Source organism: Staphylococcus sp. LKG3-1 (genome assembly GCF_048568385.1).
GTDB lineage: Bacteria > Bacillota > Bacilli > Staphylococcales > Staphylococcaceae > Staphylococcus > Staphylococcus saprophyticus.
Window position 1 is genome coordinate 840,786 of record NZ_CP183796.1, and the last position, 24,897, is coordinate 865,682.

Genomic DNA, 24,897 nt, shown 5'->3' on the forward strand with positions numbered 1-24,897 from the left:
ATGTGTTAAATTGCAACATATATAGATTTCTAAAAAAATAGAAAAACGCCCTTACAAATTAATGTAAGGGCGCATGCGCACGGTACCACCATACTTTAAGTCAAATAACTTTATTAATGATACGTTCATTAACTAAAACGTTTGGATTCATTAAAAACTTAAGGTGTATTCACAAATTATGTAACATTAGTTCACAGCAACCACTAACTCTCTTTAGTTTACACAAAACGCTACTTCTCCTCTATCCAAAAACGATATCGAATTGATACTTATTATAATTAACTATAATTTAAAAGTCAATAACATAAATTGTGTTATAATGTTGCTTAAATAAGGAGGCAACATATGACGCACCAAAAAGTTGAAAATAATTTACAACATCAACCGCAAATATCAAAGTATGAAAAATTTGAAATCATTTACAAAAAACTCAAACATATTTTTATTGGTTTTTTTACGATTCTTACATGTACCTTAATCATACTATTAGCCATTACTGTATTTTATTTTCAAAGCATCACTAAAGAATCAGAACACATATCTGATAATACACTAAGATTGAAATTGCTTAATATTCCCGGTACTCAGGATATTAACTATAGTAATCAACATATCCTTTCCGAATATAACCAATCATTAAACCCATTAATAGTGGGTCCTAAAAATGTTAATAAAAATATAATTAAAGCATTAACAGCTTCCGAAGATAGCTTATTTTATAGACATAATGGTATTTTACCTAAAGCATTACTGCGAGCAGTTGGACAGGATTTATTTAATACCGATGCAGCAACGGGCGGCAGTACAATTACTCAACAATTAGTAAAGAATCAAGTCTTAACCAACGAAAAAACTTATGATCGAAAAGCAAATGAGCTTGTGTTGTCTATGCGCGCTGAAAACTTACTAACAAAAGATGAAATTATATATACATATTTAAACATTGTACCTTTTGGTCGTGATTATAATGGAGCTAATATATCTGGTATTTCATCAGCTTCCTATAGTTTGTTTGGAAAGCCACCTTCAGAAGTTAATATTGCTGAATCTGCATACCTCATTGGTTTATTACAAAGTCCTTATTATTACACACCTTATCAAGAAGATGGTGTCCTCAAACCAGATGATCAAATTCAAATAGGCATCAATAGACAACATTATGTATTAAAACGTATGTTAGTTGAAAAGAAAATAACACAGCATGAATTTAATCAATCAGAAAAATTTGATATCAAAAAGCATTTAATGACAAAATAAATACATAAAAATCGCTATAAAATAATCTGTGTCAGTTAATTATTTCATAGCGATTTTTTATAGTTTTAGATTAGAGTCATATCTATGCCTACGAAATTTTAAAGTAGTATGTGACTTTTAACATCGTAAGCGTATAGACAATAAATTAAGAAAGCAACCTAATGCGCGAGCACATTAGATTGCCATTATAGTTAATAAAAATGTCTGTTAACAACATTTCATTGTGCCGTTAAACTATTAGAATAAACCTACTGCATGTCCATCATCTGTAACATCCATATTTAATGCTGCTGGTTTTTTAGGTAAACCTGGCATTGTCATAATTGCACCTGTTAAAGCAACAATAAATCCTGCACCTGTTTTTGCTTCTAATTCACGAATAGTAATTTCAAAACCCTCTGGTGCACCTAACTCTGTAGCATCATCCGTAAATGAATATTGTGTCTTAGCCATACAAATAGGATAGTTATCCCAACCATTTTCTTTAAATTGTTTTAATTGTTTCTGAGCTTTACTACTAAATGCAACTTTGGCACCACCATAAATTTCTTTTACAATGGTTTCAATTTTATCTTCTAACGGTTGTTCTAATTCATATAAATGTTTGAAATCTTGTGGTTGATCGATGACTTCTAAGACTTTGTTAGCTAAATCGATACCACCTTTACAGCCTTTTTCCCAAACTTCTGTTAGAGCTAAACGCACGCCATTTTCTTTGGCCCACTGTTCAACAAATTCAGTTTCTGCTTCTGTATCATGTACAAACGCATTTAATGCAACTACCGGTTCTAAGCCATATTTTTTAACGTTTTTCACATGGCGTTCTAAGTTTACGATACCTTGTTTTAATGCGTCTACGTTCTCTTCTTTTAAGTTATCTTTAGCTACACCACCATGCATTTTAATAGCACGAATTGTTGCAACGACAACTACGGCAGATGGTTCAAAACCTGCTTCACGCGCTTTGATATCAATGAATTTTTCTGCACCTAAGTCAGATCCAAAGCCAGCCTCTGTAACTACAATATCTGCTAAATCTCTAGCTGTCTCTGTAGCTAAGATTGAATTACAACCATGTGCAATGTTGGCAAATGGGCCACCATGTACTAATGCAGGTGTTCCCTCAATTGTTTGTACCAAGTTCGGTTTAATCGCATCTTTTAAAATCATCGCTAACGCACCTTCAACTTTTAGGTCAGCAACGGTTACTGGCTTACGACTAGGTGTATAACCGATTGTAATATTACTTATTTTAGATTTTAAGTCGTTTATGTCGTTAGCTAGGCATAAAATGGCCATTATTTCTGAAGCGACCGTGATATTGAAACCATCTTCACGTGGTACACCTTGTGTAGGACCACCTAGTCCAACAATCACATTACGTAACGCACGGTCATTCATATCTAATACACGTTTCCACTCGATACGTCTTTGATCAATCTCCAATTCATTTCCCTGATGAATGTGATTATCGATAAATGCAGATAATGCGTTATTCGCTGTAGTAATCGCATGGAAGTCACCATTAAAGTGTAAATTAATGTCTTCCATAGGTAATACTTGTGCATAACCACCACCAGTGGCACCACCTTTGATACCAAATGTTGGCCCTAATGCTGGTTCACGAAGTGCGACCATTACTTTTTTCTTAAGTTGATTGAATGCATCTGCTAAACCAACCGTAACAGTTGATTTACCTTCACCAGCAGGCGTAGGACTCATAGCAGTAACTAACACTACTTTACCTTTGCCATTATTCTGTTGAACCTGATTAATATCAATCTTCGCTTTATAATGTCCATAAGGTTCTAGTGCATCTGAAGGAATTCCTGCCTTCTCAGCAATTTCTCCTATCGGTTTTAATGTTGATTGATTTGCAATATCTAAATCAGATAAATGTGCCAAATTCATTCGCCCCTTCTTAAAATAAATTTTTAAATCAATAATCTTTATATGTTAGTGATATATACTACTGATAAAAAATAATTCCTTACATAGTTAATTTTAACCAACTTAAATAGCATTGTCGACAAACAGAGATAGCGCTTTCAAATTTATATGTGTAAAATTGTAAATTTAAACTAAAAACATATACTTATATTGTACTATTACACCATATGTCGCTATGAGTTTTAATTCATTAATCATGGTAACTTACTTTACTTATATATCGTAGTTTATCATAATGCTTAATACATCTGCTTTCTATAAATTTTTTCAGTACTTCCATTTATGTAAATGAAGAAACTAAAAATTTTAAATTGCAGTGCTAATTACTTTAAATCACTATCTTGAATCAATTAACGATTTATTGTTAATAGGCTAAATATTGCTAAGTTGTTATTATTTTAAATTAATAAAAGCTATACCCTTTAAATGTTTAAGGATATAGCTTTTGTTTCATTTTAATCATTTATACAATTGTATTTGATAGCTACGATAATAAATTAAATATGATTTCACTTTAGCATGTAAATTCAACTCGTCTTTTATCGTTTATACTAGTCTTCCATAGTACTTAAATCGCCTTCTGGCAGATCTAATTCCCATGCTTTTAATACGCGACGCATGATTTTACCTGAACGTGTTTTTGGTAATTTTTCTTTAAATTCGATTTCTCTTGGTGCAGCATGTGCCGCTAAGCCTTCTTTTACAAACTTACGAATTTCTTTTTTAAGTTCATCTGATTCTTGATAATCAGGTCGTAACGCCACAAATGCTTTGATAATTTCACCACGAACTGGATCTGGCTTACCAATTACACCCGCTTCAGCTACTGCTTCATGTTCAACCAATTTAGACTCAACTTCAAATGGGCCAACACGTTCACCAGCTGTCATAATCACATCATCAACACGGCCTTGGAACCAATAATAGCCATCTTCATCTTTATATGCAGAGTCGCCTGATACATACCAATCTCCAATGAAATAAGAATCATATTTCTCTGGATTTTTCCAAATGGACACCATCATAGATGGCCAACCTTTTTTAATCGCTAGATTACCCATACGATTCGCTGGTAATTCATTACCTTGATCATCAATGATTGCTGCTTCTATCCCTGGTAAAGGTTTACCCATTGAGCCTAATTTTACATCCATAGAAGGATAATTGACGATCATATGACCACCAGTTTCTGTCATCCACCACGTATCGAGTACACGTTTGCCAAAGACATCTTTTGCCCATTTAATGACCTCTGGATTTAAAGGTTCGCCAACAGATAAAATACTCTTGATTGAAGAAAGATCATATTTTTCAACTACATCATCCCCTGCACTCATTAACATTCTAAGTGCTGTAGGTGCTGTATACCAAATGGTAACTTTAAATTCTTCAATCATACTGTACCAAGCCTCTGGTGAAAATCTTCCACCAGCAATACAGTTTGTTACACCACTTAACCAAGGACTAAAGATACCATATGATGTTCCTGTGACCCAACCAGGATCTGCAGTACACCAATAAACATCATCCTCTTTAAAATCTAATACATACTTACCTGATATATAATGTAAGAGCATTGCTCTTTGTGCATGTAAAACACCTTTAGGTTGTCCGGTAGAACCAGAAGTATAGTGAAGTATCAAACCGTCATCCATTGTTAACCATTCCGTATCAAATGACTCACTTGCTTGTTGGAATTCACTATTAAAATCGACATAGTTTTCATCAACGACTTCGTCTACGACAACAATTGTTTCTAAATGAGGTAGATTTTCTTTAGGAATTCTAGGAAGTAACGCATTCGTTGTAATAATTACTTTTGCTTCACTATTTTGTAAACGATCTCCAACCGCTTTTTCCATAAATGCTTCAAATAGAGGTCCAACAATTGCACCTATTTTCAAAGTTCCAAACAACGCAAAATAGAGTTCAGGTGTTCTCGGCATAAATACAAAAACACGATCTCCTTTTTCAACATTTGCTTTTTCTTTTAAAACATTCGCAGCTTTATTTGAATTGATTTTCATTTCTTCAAAAGTATAACTTTCTTTACGTTTATCATCTTTATAATGTAAGGCAATTTTATCCCCTTTGCCTTCGTCCACATGACGATCTATACATTCATGTGCCATATTAACATTGCCAGATTCGTACCATGAAAATGATTTTTCTACATCTTTCCAGTTAAAATGATTGTATTCTTTTTCATAGTCTTGAAGGTTAAAATCTCCACTTTCACCTTTATAAACTTCTACTTTCATTTTAAATCCCCCTCTGAATGAAATCGATTGCTTAAAAATTATTATAACGAATGTTATCGGAATTTTCAAAATAATAAGTGTAAGCGTATTTATTTATATGTTATTTTTCCTCTTTTTAACTTATAATGTAGATAACAAACTTGTTGACTATATTATATGCGGTAGTTTGGAGTGAAAAAATGAAACATATCAAAACATATCAATCTCAAACCTATCACTTAAATGAAGGTGATTTTATAATAGAAGGTCCTGTACCACTTTCTTCACTCGATACGATGACGTTTGATGATGGTTTATATGCATTTCGACCACCTAAAGATCAATTTGAGGCAATAAAAGAAATCAGTGAACTAGAAGAAGGTCGTATCTATGTCTTACATGAAGCACAACATATCATCGGTTATGTGACTTATCACTATCCAGATCCACTCGAACGTTGGTCTAGTGGCAATCTAGATTATTTAATCGAACTTGGTGCTATTGAAATCAGTTTGCCTTATCGACATTTACATTTAGGAAGTGAACTTATCAAATTAAGCTTAAAAGCAGATGAATATGAAGATTATATCGTATTAACTACAGAATATTACTGGCACTGGGATTTAAAAAATTCTGGTCTCGACGTATATGAATATAAAAAACTAATGCAAAAACTAATGGGTTATGGGGGCCTTGAAATTTTTGCTACTGATGACCCTGAAATTACAAGTCATCCTGCAAATTGTTTAATGGCAAGAATTGGTTCACGTATTTCAATCAATCAATTACAAGAATTTGATAATATCAGATTTATGAATCGCTTTTTCTTTTAAAGGGGAGAAATTTATGAGTAATATGCAACAAACTACGGGCTATGTATACGCAAATGAATTACTTCAATATCGTTTCAGCAATGATCATCCTTTTAATCAAATGAGATTAAAACTAACTACAGAATTATTGTTAGATCTAGGCAGTTTAAAGCCTGAACACATCATAACACCGAGAATCGCAACAGATGAGGAATTATCACTAATACATTCTTATGACTATATACAAGCCATTAGACGTGCGTCCCATGGTATTTTAAATTTACAAGAAGCTAAAAAATATGGCTTAGATGGTGATGATACATTGCAATTTAGACGGATGCACCAACATAGCGCTAGAATTGTTGGTGGTGCGTTAAATTTAGCTGATGCTATCATGGATAAAAGCGTTAAAAATGGTTGTCATCTCGGAGGTGGCTTACATCATAGTCTACCAGGTCGTGCAAATGGATTTTGTATATATAACGATGTGGCTATCACTATTGCTTACTTGATTAAACACTATAATCAACGTGTATTATGTATAGACACAGATGCACATCATGGTGATGGTACACAGTGGAGTTTTTACACTGAAGACCAAGCTTTAATTTATTCGATCCATGAAACAGGCAAATTTCTATTTCCTGGATCTGGACATTACACAGAACGTGGTAATGAGCAAGGTTTCGGCTATACAGTTAATATTCCTTTAGAACCATACACAGAAGATAGCTCTTATTTAGAGGTATTTAAGCAAACGATTGAACCTATTATTGCTTCTTTCAAACCAGATATCATTGTTAGTGTTCATGGTGTGGATGTGCATTATTTGGACCCACTAACACACATGAGTTGTACATTAAACACACTTTACCAAATTCCTTATATCATTAAATCTTTGGCTGATACATATACAAATGGCAAAGTCATGATGTTTGGCGGTGGCGGTTATAACATTTGGAAAGTAGTGCCAAGAGCTTGGTCACACGTATTCCTAGCGCTTATAGAAGCACCACCACCACAAGGTCAATTACCATCACAATGGCTTGAAAAATGGCAACCTTATGCTACCTGTACTTTACCAAAGCACTGGCAGGATGATAAAGAAAATTACATCGATATACCTAGAGAGGAAGAAATTACAGCTACCAATTTAAAACATGCACAACAGGTAATTAGTTGGTTTAAATAGTAAGATTTATAGTTAAAATAATAATTTGAACAACTTGGTCATTTTGAAGAAATCCGCCTAAAACATTGTATGTTAAAAATTTTAGAAGCATTTACTGTTAAGCTTAGATTCATCACCCTACTATGGGTGAAAAATACATGTTCACACCGTATCCCAGATATACATGACCTTTCAAAATATAATAAATACAAAAAAGCTCATCTTCAATATGTACTAGCTCAGAGTATAAATTAAAGCCTACACAATAATTTGTGTAGGCTTTAATTTATATATTTGCTTTAAAACGCATTGACGATTTATTTCGTCGTCCCTCTATATTCAATTCTATGTGGAAGAATAACATTCGGTTCATCAATTTCTTCTTCATTCATATATTTAGTTAATAATCTCATACCTACTGCACCAATGTCATATAAAGGTTGAATAACACTTGAAAGTTGTGGTCTTACCATCTCAACTAATCTTGTGTTGTTAAAACTAATGATTTGTACATCCTCTGGAACGTTCACACCTTCATCTTGTGCTGCATGTACAAGACCAATAGCTTGTTCATCACTGATTGACAAAATCGCTTCTGGTTTTCCAGATTTTAATGATTCAAATGCGCGTAGCCCATCTTTGTAAGTTTCATTGCCATTAAAAATAAGTTCATTTTTTAATTCAAGATGATTTGAATCTAAAACCTCTTTTAGCCCAGTCAATACATCTTCTTGTGCTTTTTTGGAATAATCGCCACCGACAAACGCAAATGTTTTAGCACCTATTTCAATCAATTCAGTAGTAATTTCTTTTGCTGCTGTTTTGAAATCAATATTAACTGATGAAATACCTTCATCTTTACCATTTGTTCCTGAAACAACAACTGGAACAGATGATTTATTAATAAGTTCTTTAATTTCTTCTGAAATAGTACCACCTAAGAAGATAATACCATCTACTTGTTTACTAAGTAGATTATTGAAAATTTCTTTTTCTTTATTTGGATCGTTATCTGAATTAGAAATAATAGAATGATATTTATACATTGTTGCAATATCTTCTAATCCACGAGCCAATTGTGAATAATAAACATTTGAAATATCTGGTATGATTACGCCAACTGTTGTTGTACGTTTACTTGCTAATCCTCTTGCCACTGCATTCGGACGATAATTTAATTTTTTGATAACATCGTTAACCTTATCACGTGTTTCCGGCTTAACATTCTGATTTCCATTGACAACACGTGATACAGTTGCCATAGAAACGCGAGCTTCACGAGCTACATCATATATTGTTACAGTCATATTTTTCCTCCTTGAAAGCGATTTCTTTATCATTGTAACTTGTTTTCATAACATTTTCAAAGTTTACCATATTTTTGCTCATTGTAAAATCATTTTGTTTTTAAAATTCATAAATAATTCAATTCATATGATATGAACGTCTATTTATCTTTAATCGATTTTTATAACTTAATGAATGATACGTCATTTCATACGCTTTTTATTAAAAATAAACCAATTATTAATAAATGTTTTTAAAATAAAAAACCTTATAATCCATACTAACTAAATAGTTAGGATTATAAGGCATTCATTTTAATTAACGTAATACTTTATTTAAGTTGTTTATTATTATACATATCAGCTAATGGTTTAAGTTCTTTATAGAACGCATCAAATTCATTGAAATCCATTTGTTGTCCACTATCACTTAATGCTACAGATGGATCAGGGTGAACCTCAGCCATAATACCATCTGCACCAACAGCTAATCCTGCTTTTGCAGTAGGTAGCATGATATCTTTACGACCAGTGCTATGTGTAACATCTACCATAACTGGTAAGTGTGTGCCTTGTTTTAAAATTGGCACTGCAGAAATATCTAACGTGTTTCTAGTTGCTTTTTCATAAGTACGGATACCACGTTCACATAAAATGATATTTTCATTACCTTGTGATGCGATATATTCAGCTGCAAAAATAAATTCTTCAATCGTTGCTGATAAACCACGTTTTAATAATACAGGTTTATTTGAACGACCAGCTTCTTTTAATAATTCAAAGTTTTGCATATTACGTGCACCAATTTGGAATACATCTAAATATTGATCAGCAACTTCAAAGTCTGCTGGGTTTACAATTTCACTTACAACGTTTAAACCATATTTATCTTTCGTATTTTTAAGTATTTTAAGCCCTTCGACACCTAAGCCTTGGAAATCATACGGTGATGTACGAGGTTTAAATGCGCCACCTCTAATGAATTTCTCACCTCTCGCTTGTAAATTAGCTGCGACTGCATCGACTTGTTCCTGTGATTCAACTGAACATGGACCAAATACAAATGATTTGTTGCCGTCTCCAATGATGCCTCCGTTGTCAAATTGAACGATTGTATCTTCTGGTTTTAATTTTCTCGATACATATAAATGTTTTTCATTTTCAGATTTTTGTAAATCAGTAGAGGCTTTAAAAATTTCTTTGAATAGTTGTTTAATCACATTGTCATTAAATGGACCTTCATTTTGATCTAATAACTGATTAATCATTTCTTTTTCGCGTTGTGGGTCGTAAACAAGTGTACCTTGTTTGCGTTTTTCTTCACCAATCTTTTGTGCTATCTTACCTCTTTTAGATAAAAGACCTAAGATTTTTTCATTAATTTCAACTATCTCATCTCTGTATTCTTGTAATTTGTCTGCCATTTTATTCACCTCTATGAAAAATTTTAAAACCAATATTTTATTCTGCTTTAAAGCGATAAAATATATGTTAAAGGTTATTCTAACAATAACTCCTTATAAGTTCAAGTAAGGATTATTAAAAATTCACTTAAAAAGTGAATAACATTAATGATAACTAAATTTTCAGTCATTTGCTAGTTATATTTTACACTATTACTTCTTTTTTATAAATTTTATAGATAAATTTACAAATTCCTTGTTCATGATATGCTTCAAATTCATAAGACATGTCATATTTAATCAACGATACGCTTTACATGATGTTCTATTAAGCAAATAGATATGTATCAAATAATACTACATAAAAAAAGAATCGAACAAAGCGTCCGATTCTTTTTATTAAATATTTTTAATCATTAAATGTTCTTTTATCAATCTTACTTTTTGCTTTTTCTGTTTTCTTCGTTTGTGGTCTGTTTTTTGAATATGTTGCTTCAGATTCAGTAGTACTTTCATTTGTCAAAGTACTTGCGTCTTTTGTAGATGATAGGTTATCTGCAGATTCTGAATCATCATGATTAATGATACCATCATTTTTTGAATCTAAATTTGTAGGAGTTGTTGCTGATTGCGTTTGACCAGAAGCATTTTCATGAACGATGATACCATCTTTAAATGCAACTTGATCGTGTGTTTGTTTTACTCTCTGGTCTGCAGCTTCTGGTTTAACTTTTGTATCATTTTTTTTATCGCCTTGTTCTACTTTATCTGTTGTAGATTCAACAGCACTTTCAACCTTTGGCGTAACCAAATTAGGTACAACTTTATGTTTTGTCTGTGCTGGAGCTTCTGGCTTAAGTAAATTAGCTGTGTTTTCTGCAACAGAAGGATTGTCATCTAATGCTTTATTTTTATTTTTAGCCGCTAATGCTAAACCTGACGCAGTTACCACACCTGCAATTGCCCCTTGCTTACTATCATCTGTTTCATCGCTTTGAGTAACCAAATTCGGCGTTTTATTATTTGTGTTAGTGTTAGCAGGCGCTTCTTCTTCTTTTAAAAGATTAGATGTGTTTTCTGCAACTTGATTATCTTCATTTAACGCTTCATTTTTATCATGTGCTGCTTTAGCTAATCCACTCGCTGCAACTGCACCACCAGCTGCTGTACCTGCAGTAACTGCATTGCTATTTGAGTTTTCACCATCTATATTCGCATCACTTGTTTCTGTTTCTTCTTTAATTGCATTTTGTTGTGCATTAATTTCACTTTCACTTGGTTCTGCATTTGGATCTATATGTGCTAAACTGTCATCTGATTGATTTGCATCTTCACTAGTTGTCACTTCCTGTTGTTCTTGGGCATCCGGTGACATATTAGCTAAATTATTATCAGAAGTTTCTTGTTGAATCGCTACACGTTGCGCAGATAATTCTGCATCGGTTACTTCTGTATTTTTATTTTGCGCGTCGTCAATAGTTGATTTAATTTCATTTACTTTATCGTCAGCTTCTTGACGTTCTAATTCGGACTGCTCAATAATGCTAGATTTAAATTGATTGTCTTGTTCTGGAATAGATTTATTCGTTGCTCTCGACTTACTAATGGATACTAAACCAACAGCGGAACCTATAACAGCACCTACAATAAATCCATATACAAATTCATTTCTGGCACCTTTTGTAAAATATTCTGGCACTTCGTAACTTTCTAAATTTCTTTCATAATTATCACGGTTATAATACTTCATTGTCCAATGCCCCCTATAACAAATGCACTTAAATAAGTTTCAAACCTCATTTAAGTGCATTTGTTTTTTAATATATGAATTATTTGTTATCTACACGTGTAGTATAGCTATGATTCGTGTCATTTGCTACACTGCTCGTTTTGTAATTTGCACTATCTCTACGATTTCTTCTATTTTGCCATTTATCAGCAACTTCCATTGCTACATTTGACCATTGTACTACTTGAGAAATTTTATCTTCATTTTGAGAAATATTGTGCGTAATTGAGTTTGTCACTCTATCAACAGAACCATTTAAAGTTTGTACAGAATCACCGATACCTTTAACAGCATCAACTACTGAATTTAAACGATCTGATTTGTCTTGAATATCTTCAGTTAAGCGGTTCGCTTTATGAAGTAAATCTGTAGATTCACGCGTAATACCTTGAACCTGTCCTTCGACACCATCAAGTGTTTTTGCTACGTGATCTAAATTTTTCTTAACTGAAAGTAATACCACAACGATACCAATTACTAATATTAGAAATGCAACCGCTGCAATAATTCCAGCTATAGGTAAAATCCATTCCATTTAAAACGCCTCCTATTAATCATATGTTGTTATTTAATATAAATACCCCCATCATTTTAACATAAACATATTAAAATGGAGAAGTAACACCTATTTTTTCCATGTATGCACGTTGAATTTTTTGAATATCTCCTGCACCCATAAATAAAATAACAGCATCACTATATTGTTCAAGCGCATTTACACTTTCCTCATCAATCAATGTTGCACCATCAATTCTTTGAACTAAATCTTGAATCGTTAAGTTACCGCTATTTTCTCTTATCGAACCAAAAATTTCACATAAAAATGTTTTATCGGCTAAACTTAAACATTCTGCAAATTCACCCAAGAATGCTTGTGTTCTACTAAATGTATGAGGTTGAAACACTGCGATAACATCTTTGTTAGGATATTTTTTTCTCGCTGTCTCAATTGTAGCACTAATTTCTCTAGGATGGTGTGCATAATCATCTACTAATACTTGATTTCCTACTTTTGTTTCATTGAATCTACGTTTCACGCCACCAAAAGTCTCTAATGCTTCTTTAATATTATCGATATTTAAACTTTCTAAGTAACTAATCGTAATAACCGATAAGGCATTTAATATATTATGATCGCCAAATTGTGGTGAAAGGAAAGTATCAAAATATTCACCTTTAATATATACATCAAATTTTGTACCTTTTTCACTTATCTCTAAATTATCTGCATAAACGTCATCTTTATTTGAGAATCCATAATAATAAACAGGTACGTCTGCTTCAATTTTACGCAAGTGTGTATCATCACCCCAAGCAATAATCGCTTTTTTAACGTTATGCGCCATTTCTTGGAAAGCATTAAATACATCATCAACGTCTTTGAAATAATCTGGATGATCAAAATCTATATTGGTCATAATGGCATAGTCTGGATGATAGCTTAAAAAGTGTCTACGATATTCACATGCTTCAAACGCAAAGTAATCACTTGCTGGTATGCCAAGTCCAGTTCCATCGCCAATTAAGAAAGATGTTTTCTTATCACCATTCATTACGTGTGATAATAAACCAGTTGTCGAAGTTTTACCATGTGCACCAGTTACGGCGACTGACGTATATTGGTTAATAATATGACCTAAGAAGTCATGGTAGCGAATAACTTCAAGTTTTAATTCATGTGCTTTCACAACTTCTTCATGCGTATCCGGGAATGCGTTTCCTTGTACGACTACCATATCTGATTGAATACTATTCGCATCAAATGGCAGTATTTTAATACCATTGTTTTTTAATGCCACTTCTGTAAAAACATAATTTTTAATATCTGAACCTTGTACTTCGTTTCCAAGATCATGCATTATTTGTGCTAATGAACTCATACCGGCACCTTTTATACCGACAAAATGATAATGTGTCATTGTAACACTCCTTTATCTCTATATTAATTCTCATTCAAATCTGATTCTGTAATGTATACATCTCTTGGTTTAGATCCATTTGCGCCCGACACATAGCCAAGTTGTTCTAGTTGATCAATAATTCTTGCAGCACGATTATATCCGATTTGGAAATGACGCTGTACTAATGAAGTTGAAATATGTCCTTCATTTAGCATAAATCGACACACATCATCGAATAAATCATCTTGTGGTTGACTTTCTGTTTTTTTCAATAATTCTTTTTCTTCAAATAAGTATTCCGGATCTCGTTGTTGTTTTATGAAATCTACAACATCATCAATTTCTTCATCAGAGACAAATGTACCTTGAACACGGATAGGTTTATTCATACCGCTTCCTAGGTAAAGCATGTCACCATAACCTAATAAACGTTCTGCACCACCACTATCTAAGATAGTGCGAGAGTCTACGCTAGATGATACCATAAATGCAATTCTAGTAGGTATATTTGCTTTGATTAATCCAGTGATGACATTAACAGAAGGTCTTTGCGTTGCAACTAGCATATGAATACCACATGCACGTGCTTTTTGTGCAATGCGCGCAATAGATTGTTCCACCTCTTGTGGTGCCATCATCATTAAATCTGCTAATTCATCTATTACTATAACAATTTTTGGCATTCTATCCTCATAAGTTGCTTTCTTATTAAACGCCGTAATATTTCTAACATGATATTTAGCAAAAACTTTATAACGTCTTTCCATTTCTTCAACAGCCCATTTTAAACTTTGGGTTGCTGCTTTTACATCTGTTATCACAGGTGCAACTAAATGTGGTAAGTCATTATAAGGTGCTAATTCAACCATTTTCGGATCAATAAGTAACAATCTTAATTCCTCAGGATGATTTTTATATAATAACGACATTAATATACTATTAATACATACGGATTTACCTGAGCCTGTTGCACCAGCTATTAAAGCATGCGGTGTTTTAGAAATATCCATTAATAAAGGTTCATTATTAATTCTAAGTCCCATAGCTACAGTTAATTTGGATTCTGCATTTTTAAACGCTGGTTCTTCTAAAATTGAACGTAAATTTACAGTTGTTGCATTTTGATTTGGTACCTCTATACCAACTAGACTCGTACCTGGAATGGGTGCTTCAATACGAATATCCTTAGCTGCAAGCGCCATTTTTATATCGTCTTGTAAAGCTGTTATTCTAGATACTTTCACACCTTTTTCGACTGATAATTCAAATCGTGTCACACTAGGGCCTTCAGTAACATTTTGAACTTCTGCAGGCACATTGAAATAATAAAAAGCTTCATTCAATTCCTGTTTTTTATCTTCAATCCAAGCATTGTCAATTTCATGTTGTTTTGGCGCTTCTAATAACTCAATACTTGGAAGTTTAATATTGGGTCCTCTTCTAATAGTAGCCTTATTATCATCCTCAGTTGGTGTTTTTACTCCACCTAATTGGTTACCAGAAGTTTCAGGTTTGAGAACTGGTTCTTGTACATTTTGCTTATGATTTTCATTTTGTTCAGAAGGCACATTTGTCATATCTGACTCAGCACTTTCAACTGACTCTTGTTGTACATTAGACTGAGTTGAGTCATTTCGATTATAATCATCACTATAAGAAGAAGCATCCGTTTCCGGTTTAAAGTCACTCTGTTCATCAATCAAGTCATGTGATAAATTCGTTTCGTTTTGGTTGTCATCAGTTACAGTCAATGTCTCTGAAGCAGGTTCATTTGCTAATTGATCATTATTCGACTGTGATTGTTTGTCGCTAATATCGGATGACGTATTATGTTTAAAATTATCTACATTATTTAATTGTATGTTTGACTTATTTTTTTCTTTTTGTGCATCTAACATACGCTTTTTATCTGATGGTGTCATCACGACATTGAAAGGTTTACTACCTTTCTTGATAGATGTAGCCTTTTTATACGTTTTAGTTTCGTCGGGTTGCTTAATATGATTTCCATTATTATTATCAGTACTATCAGATTGCTCCAATTCAGACCTTTCATCTAATATTTCATTTTGGACGTTAAGCGATTCATTTTCATTCATACTTTCATCAGATTCTAGCTGTGATGCCTCTGATGGTGCTGCATCATTTGAAGTTACATGATTATCGATAATATCGGACTCTGAATTTTCAAAACCATGGTCTGGTTGTGATAATGACTCTGACAATTGCTCATTTTCACTTTGTGAATCTAATGAATCAAAAGCTAATGATTCTTTGGATTTAGGGTCTGTTTCAGATAATTCTCTATACTGCGCATCATCCACGTCATTCTCATCTAAATAACGCTCAAATGATTTCTCTAAGATGTATGTGCGCTCATTTTCTGACATATCACTTTGACTAGACTCTATTGCAGTGTTGTTCTCATCGTTTTGATTTTCGAAATCACTGTTAGGTGTGACCTGTTCAACTTGATTTTGATTTGCTTCAATTGCGGAACTGTCATTTTTAGTATTTACATTAACCTGTTCATTATTAATCGTATGAACATCGCGTACATGATCTAAATCAACTTCTTCATAATTAAATGGTGTATTTGAATCTTCTTCAATATCTTCACTATTCGTCGATTCTGTTTGTTGCTGATTTTCTGCACTTTGACGTGATGTTGACGTTTTCGATTTGGACATATTCATTGCGTTACCATCTTCATCTAACGAGCTTTCACCTATGTAATTCCGCGCTTGTTTTGCATACATTTCGTCAATTGCTTTTTGTATACTATCTTCTTGTTTGTCTTGATTATCATGACGTTTTTGTTGAAGTGCCTTTTTAAATTGACGCTTCTGTAATACTTTACGTTCTCTCTCTCGTCTAATTTCTTCAACAATCTGAGAAGCATAGATGTTTTCTATTTTAATCGTATTATCTTTTTTATTTTGACTTGTTACTGGTTGATCCAGCTCAACTTCTTCACCATTTTCCTCAACATGTTGTGCGTCACGGCGCTCTTTGTTATCAGATAGATCATATGCAGTATCATTTGAATTTTCATGATACATATGTGCTTCATTTTGAATATCTGTTGAATTACTATCTGAATCTTTTACTGTTTGGTGTTTCTGTTGAGATGATTCATCATTATAATTACGATGATTCGTCTCATTTTCCGCTTGCGTACCTTCTTCTGAATCATCTTGACGTTTAATGACACCATTTTCTAAAGGACGGGGTTTTTTAGTACCAAAAATCGCTGAAGGCACTTCACTCGCTTTAAAATCGCTATGATGAAAATTTGACGTCGTTAGTTTGTGTTTTGACGAAGCATTTGCTCGTAAAACATCCGTTTGAATCCTCATTCTTTTGCCTTTATGTGTTCTAGTCTCATTTTCAGTTTGGTAATGATCTTGTTGTTGCGATTGTTGCCCAACTGAATCACTCGAGTTTATATTTTGAGTTGGTGTTTTATCATACATATGTCTACGTCTTCTTTGTTGATGATGTGCATTCCCATGACTCACATCATTATGTACATCATGGGAAGTTTTATGAGATGTAGACGCAATATCAGAATTCAACTCATCATCTGTCTTCAAACTGTCATTTGCCTCTTCTAAAACACGCATAGGAAACCTGAATTTCCCTTTGGGTCTTTCATAAACATCATTATTTTGAGGAAGTAATGAATCATGTTCTTCTTGTTGTGTAGCTTTTTGACGTCGTTGGCTTCTTTTATTAAGATAATTATCTGTTGATTCATTATCTTCTCCAAATAACTTGTCGAACCAGCTCATACTACATTACCTCCTTTTTATACTTCAAAAAATGATTGCCCTACAGTGTAATCATCACTTAGAACCATAATACCTTTTTCTTGTGGTGCATTTGGTAATCCTAACTCTTTCATCGAACAAATCATACCACTTGATGCAACGCCTCTAAGTTCTGCATCTTTAATAACCATACCACTTGGCATAACTGCACCAACTTTTGCTACCACCACTTTTTGTCCAGCTTCAACATTCGGTGCCCCGCAAACAATTTGTAGTTTTTCAGTTGCAACATCAACACTTAGAACACTTAATTTATCTGCATCTGGATGCTTGTCTTTTGTTTCAACATAGCCCACTACAAATTTAGGAGTAAAGTCTGCGTCTAATTTATAAGTAAATCCAGCAGCTTCAATTGCTTTTTGAAACGCTTGAACTAATGTTTCAGTCAACTTAATATGTCCATTACCTGTTAGTGTTGCTTTGTTTGATGCATTAAAGATATTGTAACCAACGACTTCTCCGTCATTCTGTATTTCAACTACATCCCCTTGAGTGACGTAGTTATATTCACCTTCTGTAGGATTAATTTGTAAAAATGCAACATCGCCAACAGCTTCTTTATTATAAAATAAATTCATAACTTCATTACTCCTTATTTCTTATCTTTATTTTCATATTGTTTTCGTGTAGCTTCCAATCTTTGAATCACATTAGGATCTCTTTTTTGTTTATTATTTTTACCTAAAATAAAGATTGGTTCAAAATGCCCTTTATCATAACCTAAAGATAATGATGTTATTGGCACTAATCCTTTAGTGAAAAACTCCATAGTTAAATGCGCCATCACATCGTAACCCGTCTTATTGCGGATATCTGCAATGATAAGCACATCTTGATGAGGTACCGCTACTAACATTTCACCTTCACATTGTGCTTGTATTTCATTTAAAAATGACGTATTTAAAATTCTACTTGCATCATAACCATCATTTGAATTCACAAAGTAAAAAATATTACCTTTAACTTCGTCAGTTGTATACTTATTTTCTAATTTGCGCACATTAAATAGCGCCATTTCTTTTAATTGTTGCTTTGTTAGCTTTAATTCTTCTAACATCGCTTCATCAATTAGACGATATGACTTACCTAAATCAACTGCATAATAAATGTTTGTTTCTGCTGTATGTGCATCGATTACAAATGAATTACCATTTTTGTCTTTTTTATCAAAGCTAGGAGATCTTAAAACCGGCATAATTTGGATATAATCCGTATTTTCCAATGCCTCCCCTTTCATTTGCTCGACTGCTTCTTCAACATAATACACAATTTCATCGACTATTTTTTCTTTTTGAGATTTATATTTAGCTACTATTGGATTAATTTTAACGGTAACGCCTTTACCATTATCTATTCTTGAGATACGTAGTGTTTCATCTTCTCGATTAAAACTAAATTTCACATCAAGATGATTCAATCTATCTTTTAATTTATCTCTCATTTGAAAGACATTCATTATTAACACTCCTATTTACGTGCCTTACTATAGTTTACAATAAATATACCCTTAGGAACAGAAAAAATGTGCGCTCTAAGGGTATATATTTTTATAATTTAACTTTAATTTAATCCTAAATTAATGCCACCTACAAAGACGCTAAAAATTGGTCTATTTGTTCTTTGGATTTTCGTTCTTTTCCAATATAACTGCCAATTTGATTCCCGTCACGGAATACTAGAAAACTAGGTATACCCATAATGTCATAATTAATGCATATATCAATAAATTTGTCTCTATCAACTGAAATAAATTTATAATTAGTATATTTTGCTTCTAATTGAGGTAAATCTGGTTCTATAACTTTACAATCTGGGCACCAATCTGCTGTAAATAAAAACACTGTTTGTTCATTTTTCAGATTTTCAAATTGCTGCTCACTTTCTAATTGTTGCATAATACCACTCCTAATTATTATTTATATTGTAATATTTTTATTTGGTCTTCATTTAAATGTCTAACTGATTGTTCTAACAGGCTTCTGGCAGCTTCATAATCTCTAATATCAAACACTGCGTTTGTACTATGAATATATCGTGCGCACACACCTATCACAGCGGTTGGGATACCTAATTTTGCCTTGTGTATTTCTCCACCATCCGTACCACCTGGAGAAATATAGTATTGATGTTTAATATCATACTGCTTCGCTAAATCAAGCAAATAATCTCTAAAGGTTGGTCGAAGTAACATTGTACCATCTTTAATTCTGATTAATGTACCTCCAGCTAATTCCCCTGATAAATTTTGCTTACCTTTCATATCATTCGCAGGCGAACAATCTACAACAAATGCTACATCAGGATCGATTAACTCTGCCGCTGCACTTGCTCCTCTTAATCCTACTTCTTCTTGCACATTTGCACCGACATATAAATCAAAGTCCAATTCAGTATTTTTTAATAATTCCAGTAGCTCAATACCAATTAAACAACCATAACGGTTATCCCAGGCTTTACTGGCAAATCGATGCTCTGATAACTGTGTAAAAGGCGTATCAGGTGCAATCGTATCACCAATAGCAATACCACGTGCCGATACATCTTCAGCATTTTCTGCACCAATATCCAATAATAAATCTTCTATTTTAGGTGCTCCTTCATTTCCAGTTCTAAAATGTTTCGGAATATTAGCTACAATACCTGTAATCTCATCATTATTTCGCGTTCTAACTTTTAGCCTTTGGCCTTGCCATATATCGTTTGCAACGCCACCTAAATTAGTAAATTGTAGCATACCATTTGACGTGATATTTGTGACCATGAAACCAATTTCATCCATATGTGCAGCAACCATGATTCGTTTTGGATTACTTGATTTCGAACGTTTAACACCGTAAAATCCGCCCATACGATTATAAACAAATTCATCCACAAATGGTTCCATTTCTGCTTTCAAATATGATTTTACATTTTCTTCAAAACCTGCTACACCATGTAATTCTGTTAATGTTTTCATTCTATTCAATGTTTTACTTTTATCTATGTTCAACGTCTCTCACTCCTTAATATTTATTATATCATCTTCATTATGGTAAACTATAAATATGACTTTATTGGGGGTAGATTATGTTATGTTAAATAAAAAAAATTGGTTCATCCTCTTATTATTTTTCCTAACTACAATTGCAGGATCAATTTATTTTTATAAACGTCGAAAACATATCCAATATCGAGATCCTGAAAAAATCACTAAAGAAGTAAAAACTTATTTTATGAATGTTATAGGATCATATATATTAAAAGTGCCGATGACGTATACAAAATCCGATTCAAAAATCATTGCTTTTCAAGGTGGCATTACGACACGAAACCATAACACACTTACATATTATGACTTTTATGCTGATGCCAAAACAGGTGAAATATTAGATATCATTGAATGCAAATGATAGAAGGTTAAAGCCATAGCGACACGATGACAAACATATTCTAACTCAGAATATCTTCTTATTCATGTGCCGCTTAGCTTTAACCTTTTTAATTCCTAGAAATAAATGTATCAAATTCAGTTATATTTTGCTTATCAAATTTCACCGCAAAATAATTTACATCATGATAATATAAAAACCAATAATTTTGATGAATATAATACGGTACTAAACGTTCTTTTTCTCTAATTGATTGCATAGGGTAATCATCATAAGCTGTGACCCATAATGGATTTCTATGTGCAGTTGTTGGAAAAATATCACCCATATGCACCGCTTTTTCATTCTGACTTTCAATTGTAATGATTGCATGACCAAAACTATGACCGCCCGTATGAATCATTTTAATACCTGGCACTATTTCGATTTCATTTTCAAACAATAGTAATCGTTTTTTAAAATCTCCATTATTCTTTGGCCAATATGTTGATTTACTGCGTATATTAGGGCTTTGAAATTCATGCCATTCATCTTGTTGAATCACATGGATTGCTTTATTAAAAATTGAATTACCCTCATTATCTGTTAATCCAGCAGCATGATCGAAATGTAAATGTGTCATTAATACATAATCAATATCTGCAGTCGTTAAATCTAAAGCCTTTAAGTCTTCACTAATTTGGCTTTCATAATGAGCTCCAAAATTTCTACGTTCTTTATCTGTTAATTTTCCTGAACCTATACCTGTATCAATGATAATATTATAATCGTTCGATTGTATTAATATTGGATGCGTTGGTAATGGAATTTGATTCTTATCATTCACTTCATATTTTTTAGTCCATAACGCCTTAGGCACCACGCCAAACATTGCGCCACCATCAATGTGAGTGATACCACCATTTAAATAATGTATACGAAAATCCCCTAATTTCATCTACTTATCCTCCTCGTAAAATATAAACACAATAACTACTGAACATTAATAGTAATACAAACAATGTTCTAGGTAAAATAATGGACATAAATACATTTAAATTAGCACAACTCTATTTACATTAAATTATAAAAATCTTAATTTGGACATAAAAAAATTGATAGAACCTATGTCCTATCAATTGAGTGCGTAATTATATTTAATGAAACTTAGCTTCCATACGATAAATTCTTGAACCTTTATCAGAAAATTTTCTTTCGTATTCAGTCTCAATATTCTCTTCATCATCTTCTTCATGCAAATTCAGGTTGATTTTTGTAAAATACATACCAAATTGAGACATACTTTCTAAACTATATGCAAACAGACCACGATTGTCTGTTTTAAAATGGATTTCACCATCATCTTTTAAAACTTGTTTATACAATGCTAGGTATGTTTGATATGTCAAACGACGTTTAGTATGTCTTTTTTTAGGCCATGGATCTGAGAAATTAAGGTATAATCTTGATACTTCTCCATCTTTGAAATAATCATTAAGTTCAATTGCATCATTACAAATTAACTTGATATTTGTTAAGCCTTGTTCAATAACTTTATCTAAGACTTTTATCATAACACTTTTCTCTCTTTCCATAGAGATAAAGTTTATTTCGGGATGTTTTGCTGCAAGCGTAGTTATGAATTGACCCATACCTGATCCTACTTCAATATAAATCGGTTGATCATTATCAAACCATTCACTGATTCGCCCTGCATGACTACCATCGATATCAACTATATTCGGTTCTTTTTTTAAGTAGTCCTCTGCCCAAGGCTTATAGCGCATTCTCATTTTGATAACTCCTTATATAAAAGCATTATTATTCATCACTTGATTTAAAAAAGTTAGCCACATATTCATATCTTTGTAACGTTTTTGTTCTTCATACCATTGAACCATACCGATAGATTGTACAACGGTATACCACTTCATACGTTTTTGTAAATCCATTGAATCTTTTGTACCATACAAGTTTAACCACTCTGGCCATTTATTTTCTGGAACGTAATTGTACAGCAGCATACCTAAATCAATTGCGGGATCAGCAATCATTGCACCTTCCCAATCAACGAGATATAGCTCATCATGATCTGATAACAACCAATTATTATGGTTAACATCACCATGAACAACTGTAAAGAAACGAGGATCTAAGTTAGGCATGTGATCTTCCAAATACGTTAAAGCTTTTCTAACCACGTGATGTGTCAGTACATCTCTTGATAACGAAGCATTTATTTTATTTAATAAAATATCTGGCGTGATAGGTTCCATTTCCATACGTTTTAGCATGTTTAATAATGTCTTCGAACTATGAATTTTTTTCAATAAATTCGCTACACGTTGTTCATGCATTTCATTGAAAGTAAGTTCTCTACCATTTTTCCAATGTTGTGCTGTTACAACTTCGCCAGTTTCAATGCGTTTCGTCCATACAAGTTTAGGCACAATACCTTCAGCTGATAATGCAGCTATAAATGGATTTGAATTTCTTTTTAAGAATAATTTTTGTCCATCCTGTTCGGCCATGTACGCCTCACCCGATGCACCGCCTGCTGAGTCAAGCGTCCATCCCAATTGATAAAACTGCTCCAACACGTTCACCTCACTTTCAATTAGAAAATGGCTCCTGAAAAACATTTTTCGAGAGCCATATATAATCATTTTCTATAGCAAATTTTTTTAAACTTCAACCATAATTTATGCTGTCTCAAGTGTTATGACTAGCATAATGTCCCATGTGGCTCAAGTTAATTTTTAAAATTATAAATAACTGATTTTCAAATTATAGTAACTTTTATAGCATACCATAAAAGAAACCCAAACAGAGCATATTTTTTAATATTTCTCTATCTTTTTTCAAGAAATTTTTCTCGTTCAATTTCAAGACTCATAAAAGATTTTATAATGTTTGGGTATGAATTTCAACCAATAATGAGAAACAAAAAGTCACTTTTTACTTTCTTATTTCTATTAGTTTCTTTCAAACGGCTCAGTTAGCATTATAACATAATTTAATATGAATTTTTGTTATATTTTCTATCTATTTATTGAAAATATTAACTATGTGTATCAATGTATCTGTTAAATCCTTCTTGCAATGATTTTGTTATCGAGCCAACTTGACCATCACCGACATTTTCACCGTTTAATTTAACAACTGGCATAACCTCAATTGAAGTACTTGATACAATGATTTCATCCGCACTTTTCAAAAAGTCTAATGTAAACGTTTCTTCATTAAAAGGTATCCCTTTATCTTCAGCAACAGATTTAATTACCATACGCGTAATACCATTTAAAATATAATTATTTACAGGATGTGTATAGATTTCACCATCTTTGATTGCATACACATTACTAGAAGAACCTTCTGTGACAATATCACCACGATGTTGTATTGCTTCTTGAGCATTATATTTAACTGCATATTCTTTAGCTAATACATTACCCAACAAGTTTAAACTCTTAATATCGCATCTTAACCAACGAATATCTTCAGTAGTGATCGCATTAATACCTTCTTCTAATGATTTGTAAGGACGATCATATGATTTAGTGAAAGCCATAATATTGGTTTCAACAGAAGGTGATGGAAAGGCATGATCACGCGGTGCGGCACCACGTGTAACTTGAATGTAGACACCACCATTAATCACACCATTTGTTGATAATAACTCCTGTATTAATTCTGTAAGTTCCTCAACGCTATATTTTAATTCAAGACCAATTTCTTTTGCACTACGTAAAAGTCTTTCAAAATGTTCCTTAGCAGTAAATACACTATTATCATATACTCTAATATATTCATAAATACCGTCGCCAAATACATAACCTCTATCATTATAAGGCACATTTGCATCTTGTTCATCAACGAGTTTTTCATTTATTAATACTTTTGTCATA

20 protein-coding genes are annotated in these 24,897 nt (G+C 32.8%); 4 read left to right on the plus strand and 16 right to left on the minus strand.

Features of this window, described 5'->3' with window-relative positions; translation table 11 throughout:
• Nucleotides 1-345: 345 nt before the first annotated feature.
• Complete coding sequence (locus ACM595_RS04035; RefSeq protein WP_011302878.1) at nucleotides 346-1,257, plus strand: biosynthetic peptidoglycan transglycosylase; 912 nt, start codon at nucleotides 346-348, stop codon at nucleotides 1,255-1,257.
• A 237-nt stretch (nucleotides 1,258-1,494) separates the two neighbouring features.
• Here ACM595_RS04035 and ACM595_RS04040 read toward each other — a convergent pair whose 3' ends face one another.
• Complete coding sequence (locus ACM595_RS04040; protein ID WP_069822064.1) at nucleotides 1,495-3,162, minus strand: formate--tetrahydrofolate ligase; 1,668 nt, start codon at nucleotides 3,160-3,162, stop codon at nucleotides 1,495-1,497.
• 596 nt (nucleotides 3,163-3,758) lie between these two features.
• Nucleotides 3,759-5,468, minus strand: a complete 1,710-nt coding sequence (acsA, locus tag ACM595_RS04045) for an acetate--CoA ligase (protein ID WP_002483010.1) — start codon at nucleotides 5,466-5,468, stop codon at nucleotides 3,759-3,761.
• A gap of 179 nt (nucleotides 5,469-5,647) precedes the next feature.
• Here acsA and ACM595_RS04050 point away from each other — a divergent pair, with 179 nt between their 5' ends.
• Nucleotides 5,648-6,280, plus strand: a complete 633-nt coding sequence (locus ACM595_RS04050) for a hypothetical protein (protein ID WP_002483009.1) — start codon at nucleotides 5,648-5,650, stop codon at nucleotides 6,278-6,280.
• Between the two features lie 13 nt (nucleotides 6,281-6,293).
• Nucleotides 6,294-7,451 carry an acetoin utilization protein AcuC gene (locus ACM595_RS04055; protein ID WP_011302874.1) on the plus strand — a complete coding sequence of 386 codons (1,158 nt, stop codon included), beginning with the start codon at nucleotides 6,294-6,296 and terminating at the stop codon, nucleotides 7,449-7,451.
• Between the two features lie 296 nt (nucleotides 7,452-7,747).
• On the opposite strand, the gene ccpA is transcribed toward ACM595_RS04055, so the two are convergent.
• From ccpA to ACM595_RS04105, 10 genes are all read right to left on the minus strand, one after another.
• Nucleotides 7,748-8,737, minus strand: coding sequence for a catabolite control protein A (gene ccpA, locus ACM595_RS04060; protein WP_419744447.1), 990 nt, complete (start codon nucleotides 8,735-8,737; stop codon nucleotides 7,748-7,750).
• Between the two features lie 311 nt (nucleotides 8,738-9,048).
• Complete coding sequence (locus ACM595_RS04065; RefSeq protein WP_002483006.1) at nucleotides 9,049-10,140, minus strand: bifunctional 3-deoxy-7-phosphoheptulonate synthase/chorismate mutase; 1,092 nt, start codon at nucleotides 10,138-10,140, stop codon at nucleotides 9,049-9,051.
• Between the two features lie 388 nt (nucleotides 10,141-10,528).
• Nucleotides 10,529-11,869, minus strand: coding sequence for a YtxH domain-containing protein (locus ACM595_RS04070; protein WP_041080021.1), 1,341 nt, complete (start codon nucleotides 11,867-11,869; stop codon nucleotides 10,529-10,531).
• A 79-nt stretch (nucleotides 11,870-11,948) separates the two neighbouring features.
• A complete protein-coding gene (locus tag ACM595_RS04075; RefSeq protein ID WP_002483004.1) occupies nucleotides 11,949-12,443 on the minus strand; it encodes a DUF948 domain-containing protein in 495 nt (164 codons plus the stop codon).
• A gap of 70 nt (nucleotides 12,444-12,513) precedes the next feature.
• Entirely contained in the window at nucleotides 12,514-13,827 is a 1,314-nt protein-coding gene (gene murC, locus ACM595_RS04080) for a UDP-N-acetylmuramate--L-alanine ligase (RefSeq protein WP_002483003.1), read from the minus strand.
• Between the two features lie 23 nt (nucleotides 13,828-13,850).
• Nucleotides 13,851-17,603 carry a DNA translocase FtsK gene (locus ACM595_RS04085; RefSeq protein WP_419744448.1) on the minus strand — a complete coding sequence of 1,251 codons (3,753 nt, stop codon included), beginning with the start codon at nucleotides 17,601-17,603 and terminating at the stop codon, nucleotides 13,851-13,853.
• A gap of 17 nt (nucleotides 17,604-17,620) precedes the next feature.
• Nucleotides 17,621-18,220 carry a YtpR family tRNA-binding protein gene (gene ytpR, locus ACM595_RS04090; RefSeq protein ID WP_002483001.1) on the minus strand — a complete coding sequence of 200 codons (600 nt, stop codon included), beginning with the start codon at nucleotides 18,218-18,220 and terminating at the stop codon, nucleotides 17,621-17,623.
• Between the two features lie 14 nt (nucleotides 18,221-18,234).
• Complete coding sequence (locus ACM595_RS04095) at nucleotides 18,235-19,098, minus strand: DUF1444 domain-containing protein (protein ID WP_041080024.1); 864 nt, start codon at nucleotides 19,096-19,098, stop codon at nucleotides 18,235-18,237.
• Between the two features lie 130 nt (nucleotides 19,099-19,228).
• Nucleotides 19,229-19,537: a thioredoxin family protein gene (locus ACM595_RS04100; RefSeq protein WP_041080025.1), complete on the minus strand. Its 309-nt coding sequence runs from the start codon at nucleotides 19,535-19,537 to the stop codon at nucleotides 19,229-19,231.
• Nucleotides 19,538-19,554: 17 nt separating this feature from the next.
• The gene (locus ACM595_RS04105) at nucleotides 19,555-20,631 is read right to left on the minus strand and encodes a M42 family metallopeptidase (RefSeq protein WP_037538255.1); all 1,077 of its coding nucleotides are present in this window, start codon (nucleotides 20,629-20,631) and stop codon (nucleotides 19,555-19,557) included.
• Between the two features lie 82 nt (nucleotides 20,632-20,713).
• On the opposite strand from ACM595_RS04105, the gene ACM595_RS04110 reads away from it, so the two are divergent.
• Nucleotides 20,714-21,031: a hypothetical protein gene (locus ACM595_RS04110; protein WP_011302866.1), complete on the plus strand. Its 318-nt coding sequence runs from the start codon at nucleotides 20,714-20,716 to the stop codon at nucleotides 21,029-21,031.
• A gap of 88 nt (nucleotides 21,032-21,119) precedes the next feature.
• Here ACM595_RS04110 and ACM595_RS04115 read toward each other — a convergent pair whose 3' ends face one another.
• The 4 genes from ACM595_RS04115 to dat form a co-directional block, all read right to left on the minus strand.
• Nucleotides 21,120-21,947: a YtnP family quorum-quenching lactonase gene (locus ACM595_RS04115; RefSeq protein WP_002482996.1), complete on the minus strand. Its 828-nt coding sequence runs from the start codon at nucleotides 21,945-21,947 to the stop codon at nucleotides 21,120-21,122.
• Between the two features lie 199 nt (nucleotides 21,948-22,146).
• Complete coding sequence (trmB, locus tag ACM595_RS04120; RefSeq protein WP_037538252.1) at nucleotides 22,147-22,782, minus strand: tRNA (guanosine(46)-N7)-methyltransferase TrmB; 636 nt, start codon at nucleotides 22,780-22,782, stop codon at nucleotides 22,147-22,149.
• Between the two features lie 12 nt (nucleotides 22,783-22,794).
• Nucleotides 22,795-23,586, minus strand: coding sequence for a phosphotransferase family protein (locus ACM595_RS04125; protein ID WP_041080027.1), 792 nt, complete (start codon nucleotides 23,584-23,586; stop codon nucleotides 22,795-22,797).
• 464 nt (nucleotides 23,587-24,050) lie between these two features.
• Nucleotides 24,051-24,896, minus strand: coding sequence for a D-amino-acid transaminase (dat, locus tag ACM595_RS04130; protein WP_115352915.1), 846 nt, complete (start codon nucleotides 24,894-24,896; stop codon nucleotides 24,051-24,053).
• Nucleotide 24,897: the final 1 nt, after the last annotated feature.

Bases quoted from the DNA above. Each gene is read 5' to 3' on its own strand.
- ACM595_RS04100 (WP_041080025.1), bottom strand. From the start codon at position 19,537: ATGCAACAATTAGAAAGTGAGCAGCAATTTGAAAATCTGAAAAATGAA.
- trmB (WP_037538252.1), bottom strand. From the start codon at position 22,782: ATGAGAATGCGCTATAAGCCTTGGGCAGAGGACTACTTAAAAAAAGAA.
- ACM595_RS04070 (WP_041080021.1), bottom strand. From the start codon at position 11,869: ATGAAGTATTATAACCGTGATAATTATGAAAGAAATTTAGAAAGTTAC.
- ACM595_RS04075 (WP_002483004.1), bottom strand. From the start codon at position 12,443: ATGGAATGGATTTTACCTATAGCTGGAATTATTGCAGCGGTTGCATTT.
- ytpR (WP_002483001.1), bottom strand. From the start codon at position 18,220: ATGAATTTATTTTATAATAAAGAAGCTGTTGGCGATGTTGCATTTTTA.
- ACM595_RS04085 (WP_419744448.1), bottom strand. From the start codon at position 17,603: ATGAGCTGGTTCGACAAGTTATTTGGAGAAGATAATGAATCAACAGAT.
- ACM595_RS04055 (WP_011302874.1), top strand. From the start codon at position 6,294: ATGAGTAATATGCAACAAACTACGGGCTATGTATACGCAAATGAATTA.
- ACM595_RS04110 (WP_011302866.1), top strand. From the start codon at position 20,714: ATGTTAAATAAAAAAAATTGGTTCATCCTCTTATTATTTTTCCTAACT.
- ccpA (WP_419744447.1), bottom strand. From the start codon at position 8,737: ATGACTGTAACAATATATGATGTAGCTCGTGAAGCTCGCGTTTCTATG.
- ACM595_RS04115 (WP_002482996.1), bottom strand. From the start codon at position 21,947: ATGAAATTAGGGGATTTTCGTATACATTATTTAAATGGTGGTATCACT.
- ACM595_RS04050 (WP_002483009.1), top strand. From the start codon at position 5,648: ATGAAACATATCAAAACATATCAATCTCAAACCTATCACTTAAATGAA.
- murC (WP_002483003.1), bottom strand. From the start codon at position 13,827: ATGACACATTATCATTTTGTCGGTATAAAAGGTGCCGGTATGAGTTCA.
- acsA (WP_002483010.1), bottom strand. From the start codon at position 5,468: ATGAAAGTAGAAGTTTATAAAGGTGAAAGTGGAGATTTTAACCTTCAA.
- ACM595_RS04035 (WP_011302878.1), top strand. From the start codon at position 346: ATGACGCACCAAAAAGTTGAAAATAATTTACAACATCAACCGCAAATA.
- ACM595_RS04065 (WP_002483006.1), bottom strand. From the start codon at position 10,140: ATGGCAGACAAATTACAAGAATACAGAGATGAGATAGTTGAAATTAAT.
- ACM595_RS04095 (WP_041080024.1), bottom strand. From the start codon at position 19,098: ATGAATGTCTTTCAAATGAGAGATAAATTAAAAGATAGATTGAATCAT.
- dat (WP_115352915.1), bottom strand. From the start codon at position 24,896: ATGACAAAAGTATTAATAAATGAAAAACTCGTTGATGAACAAGATGCA.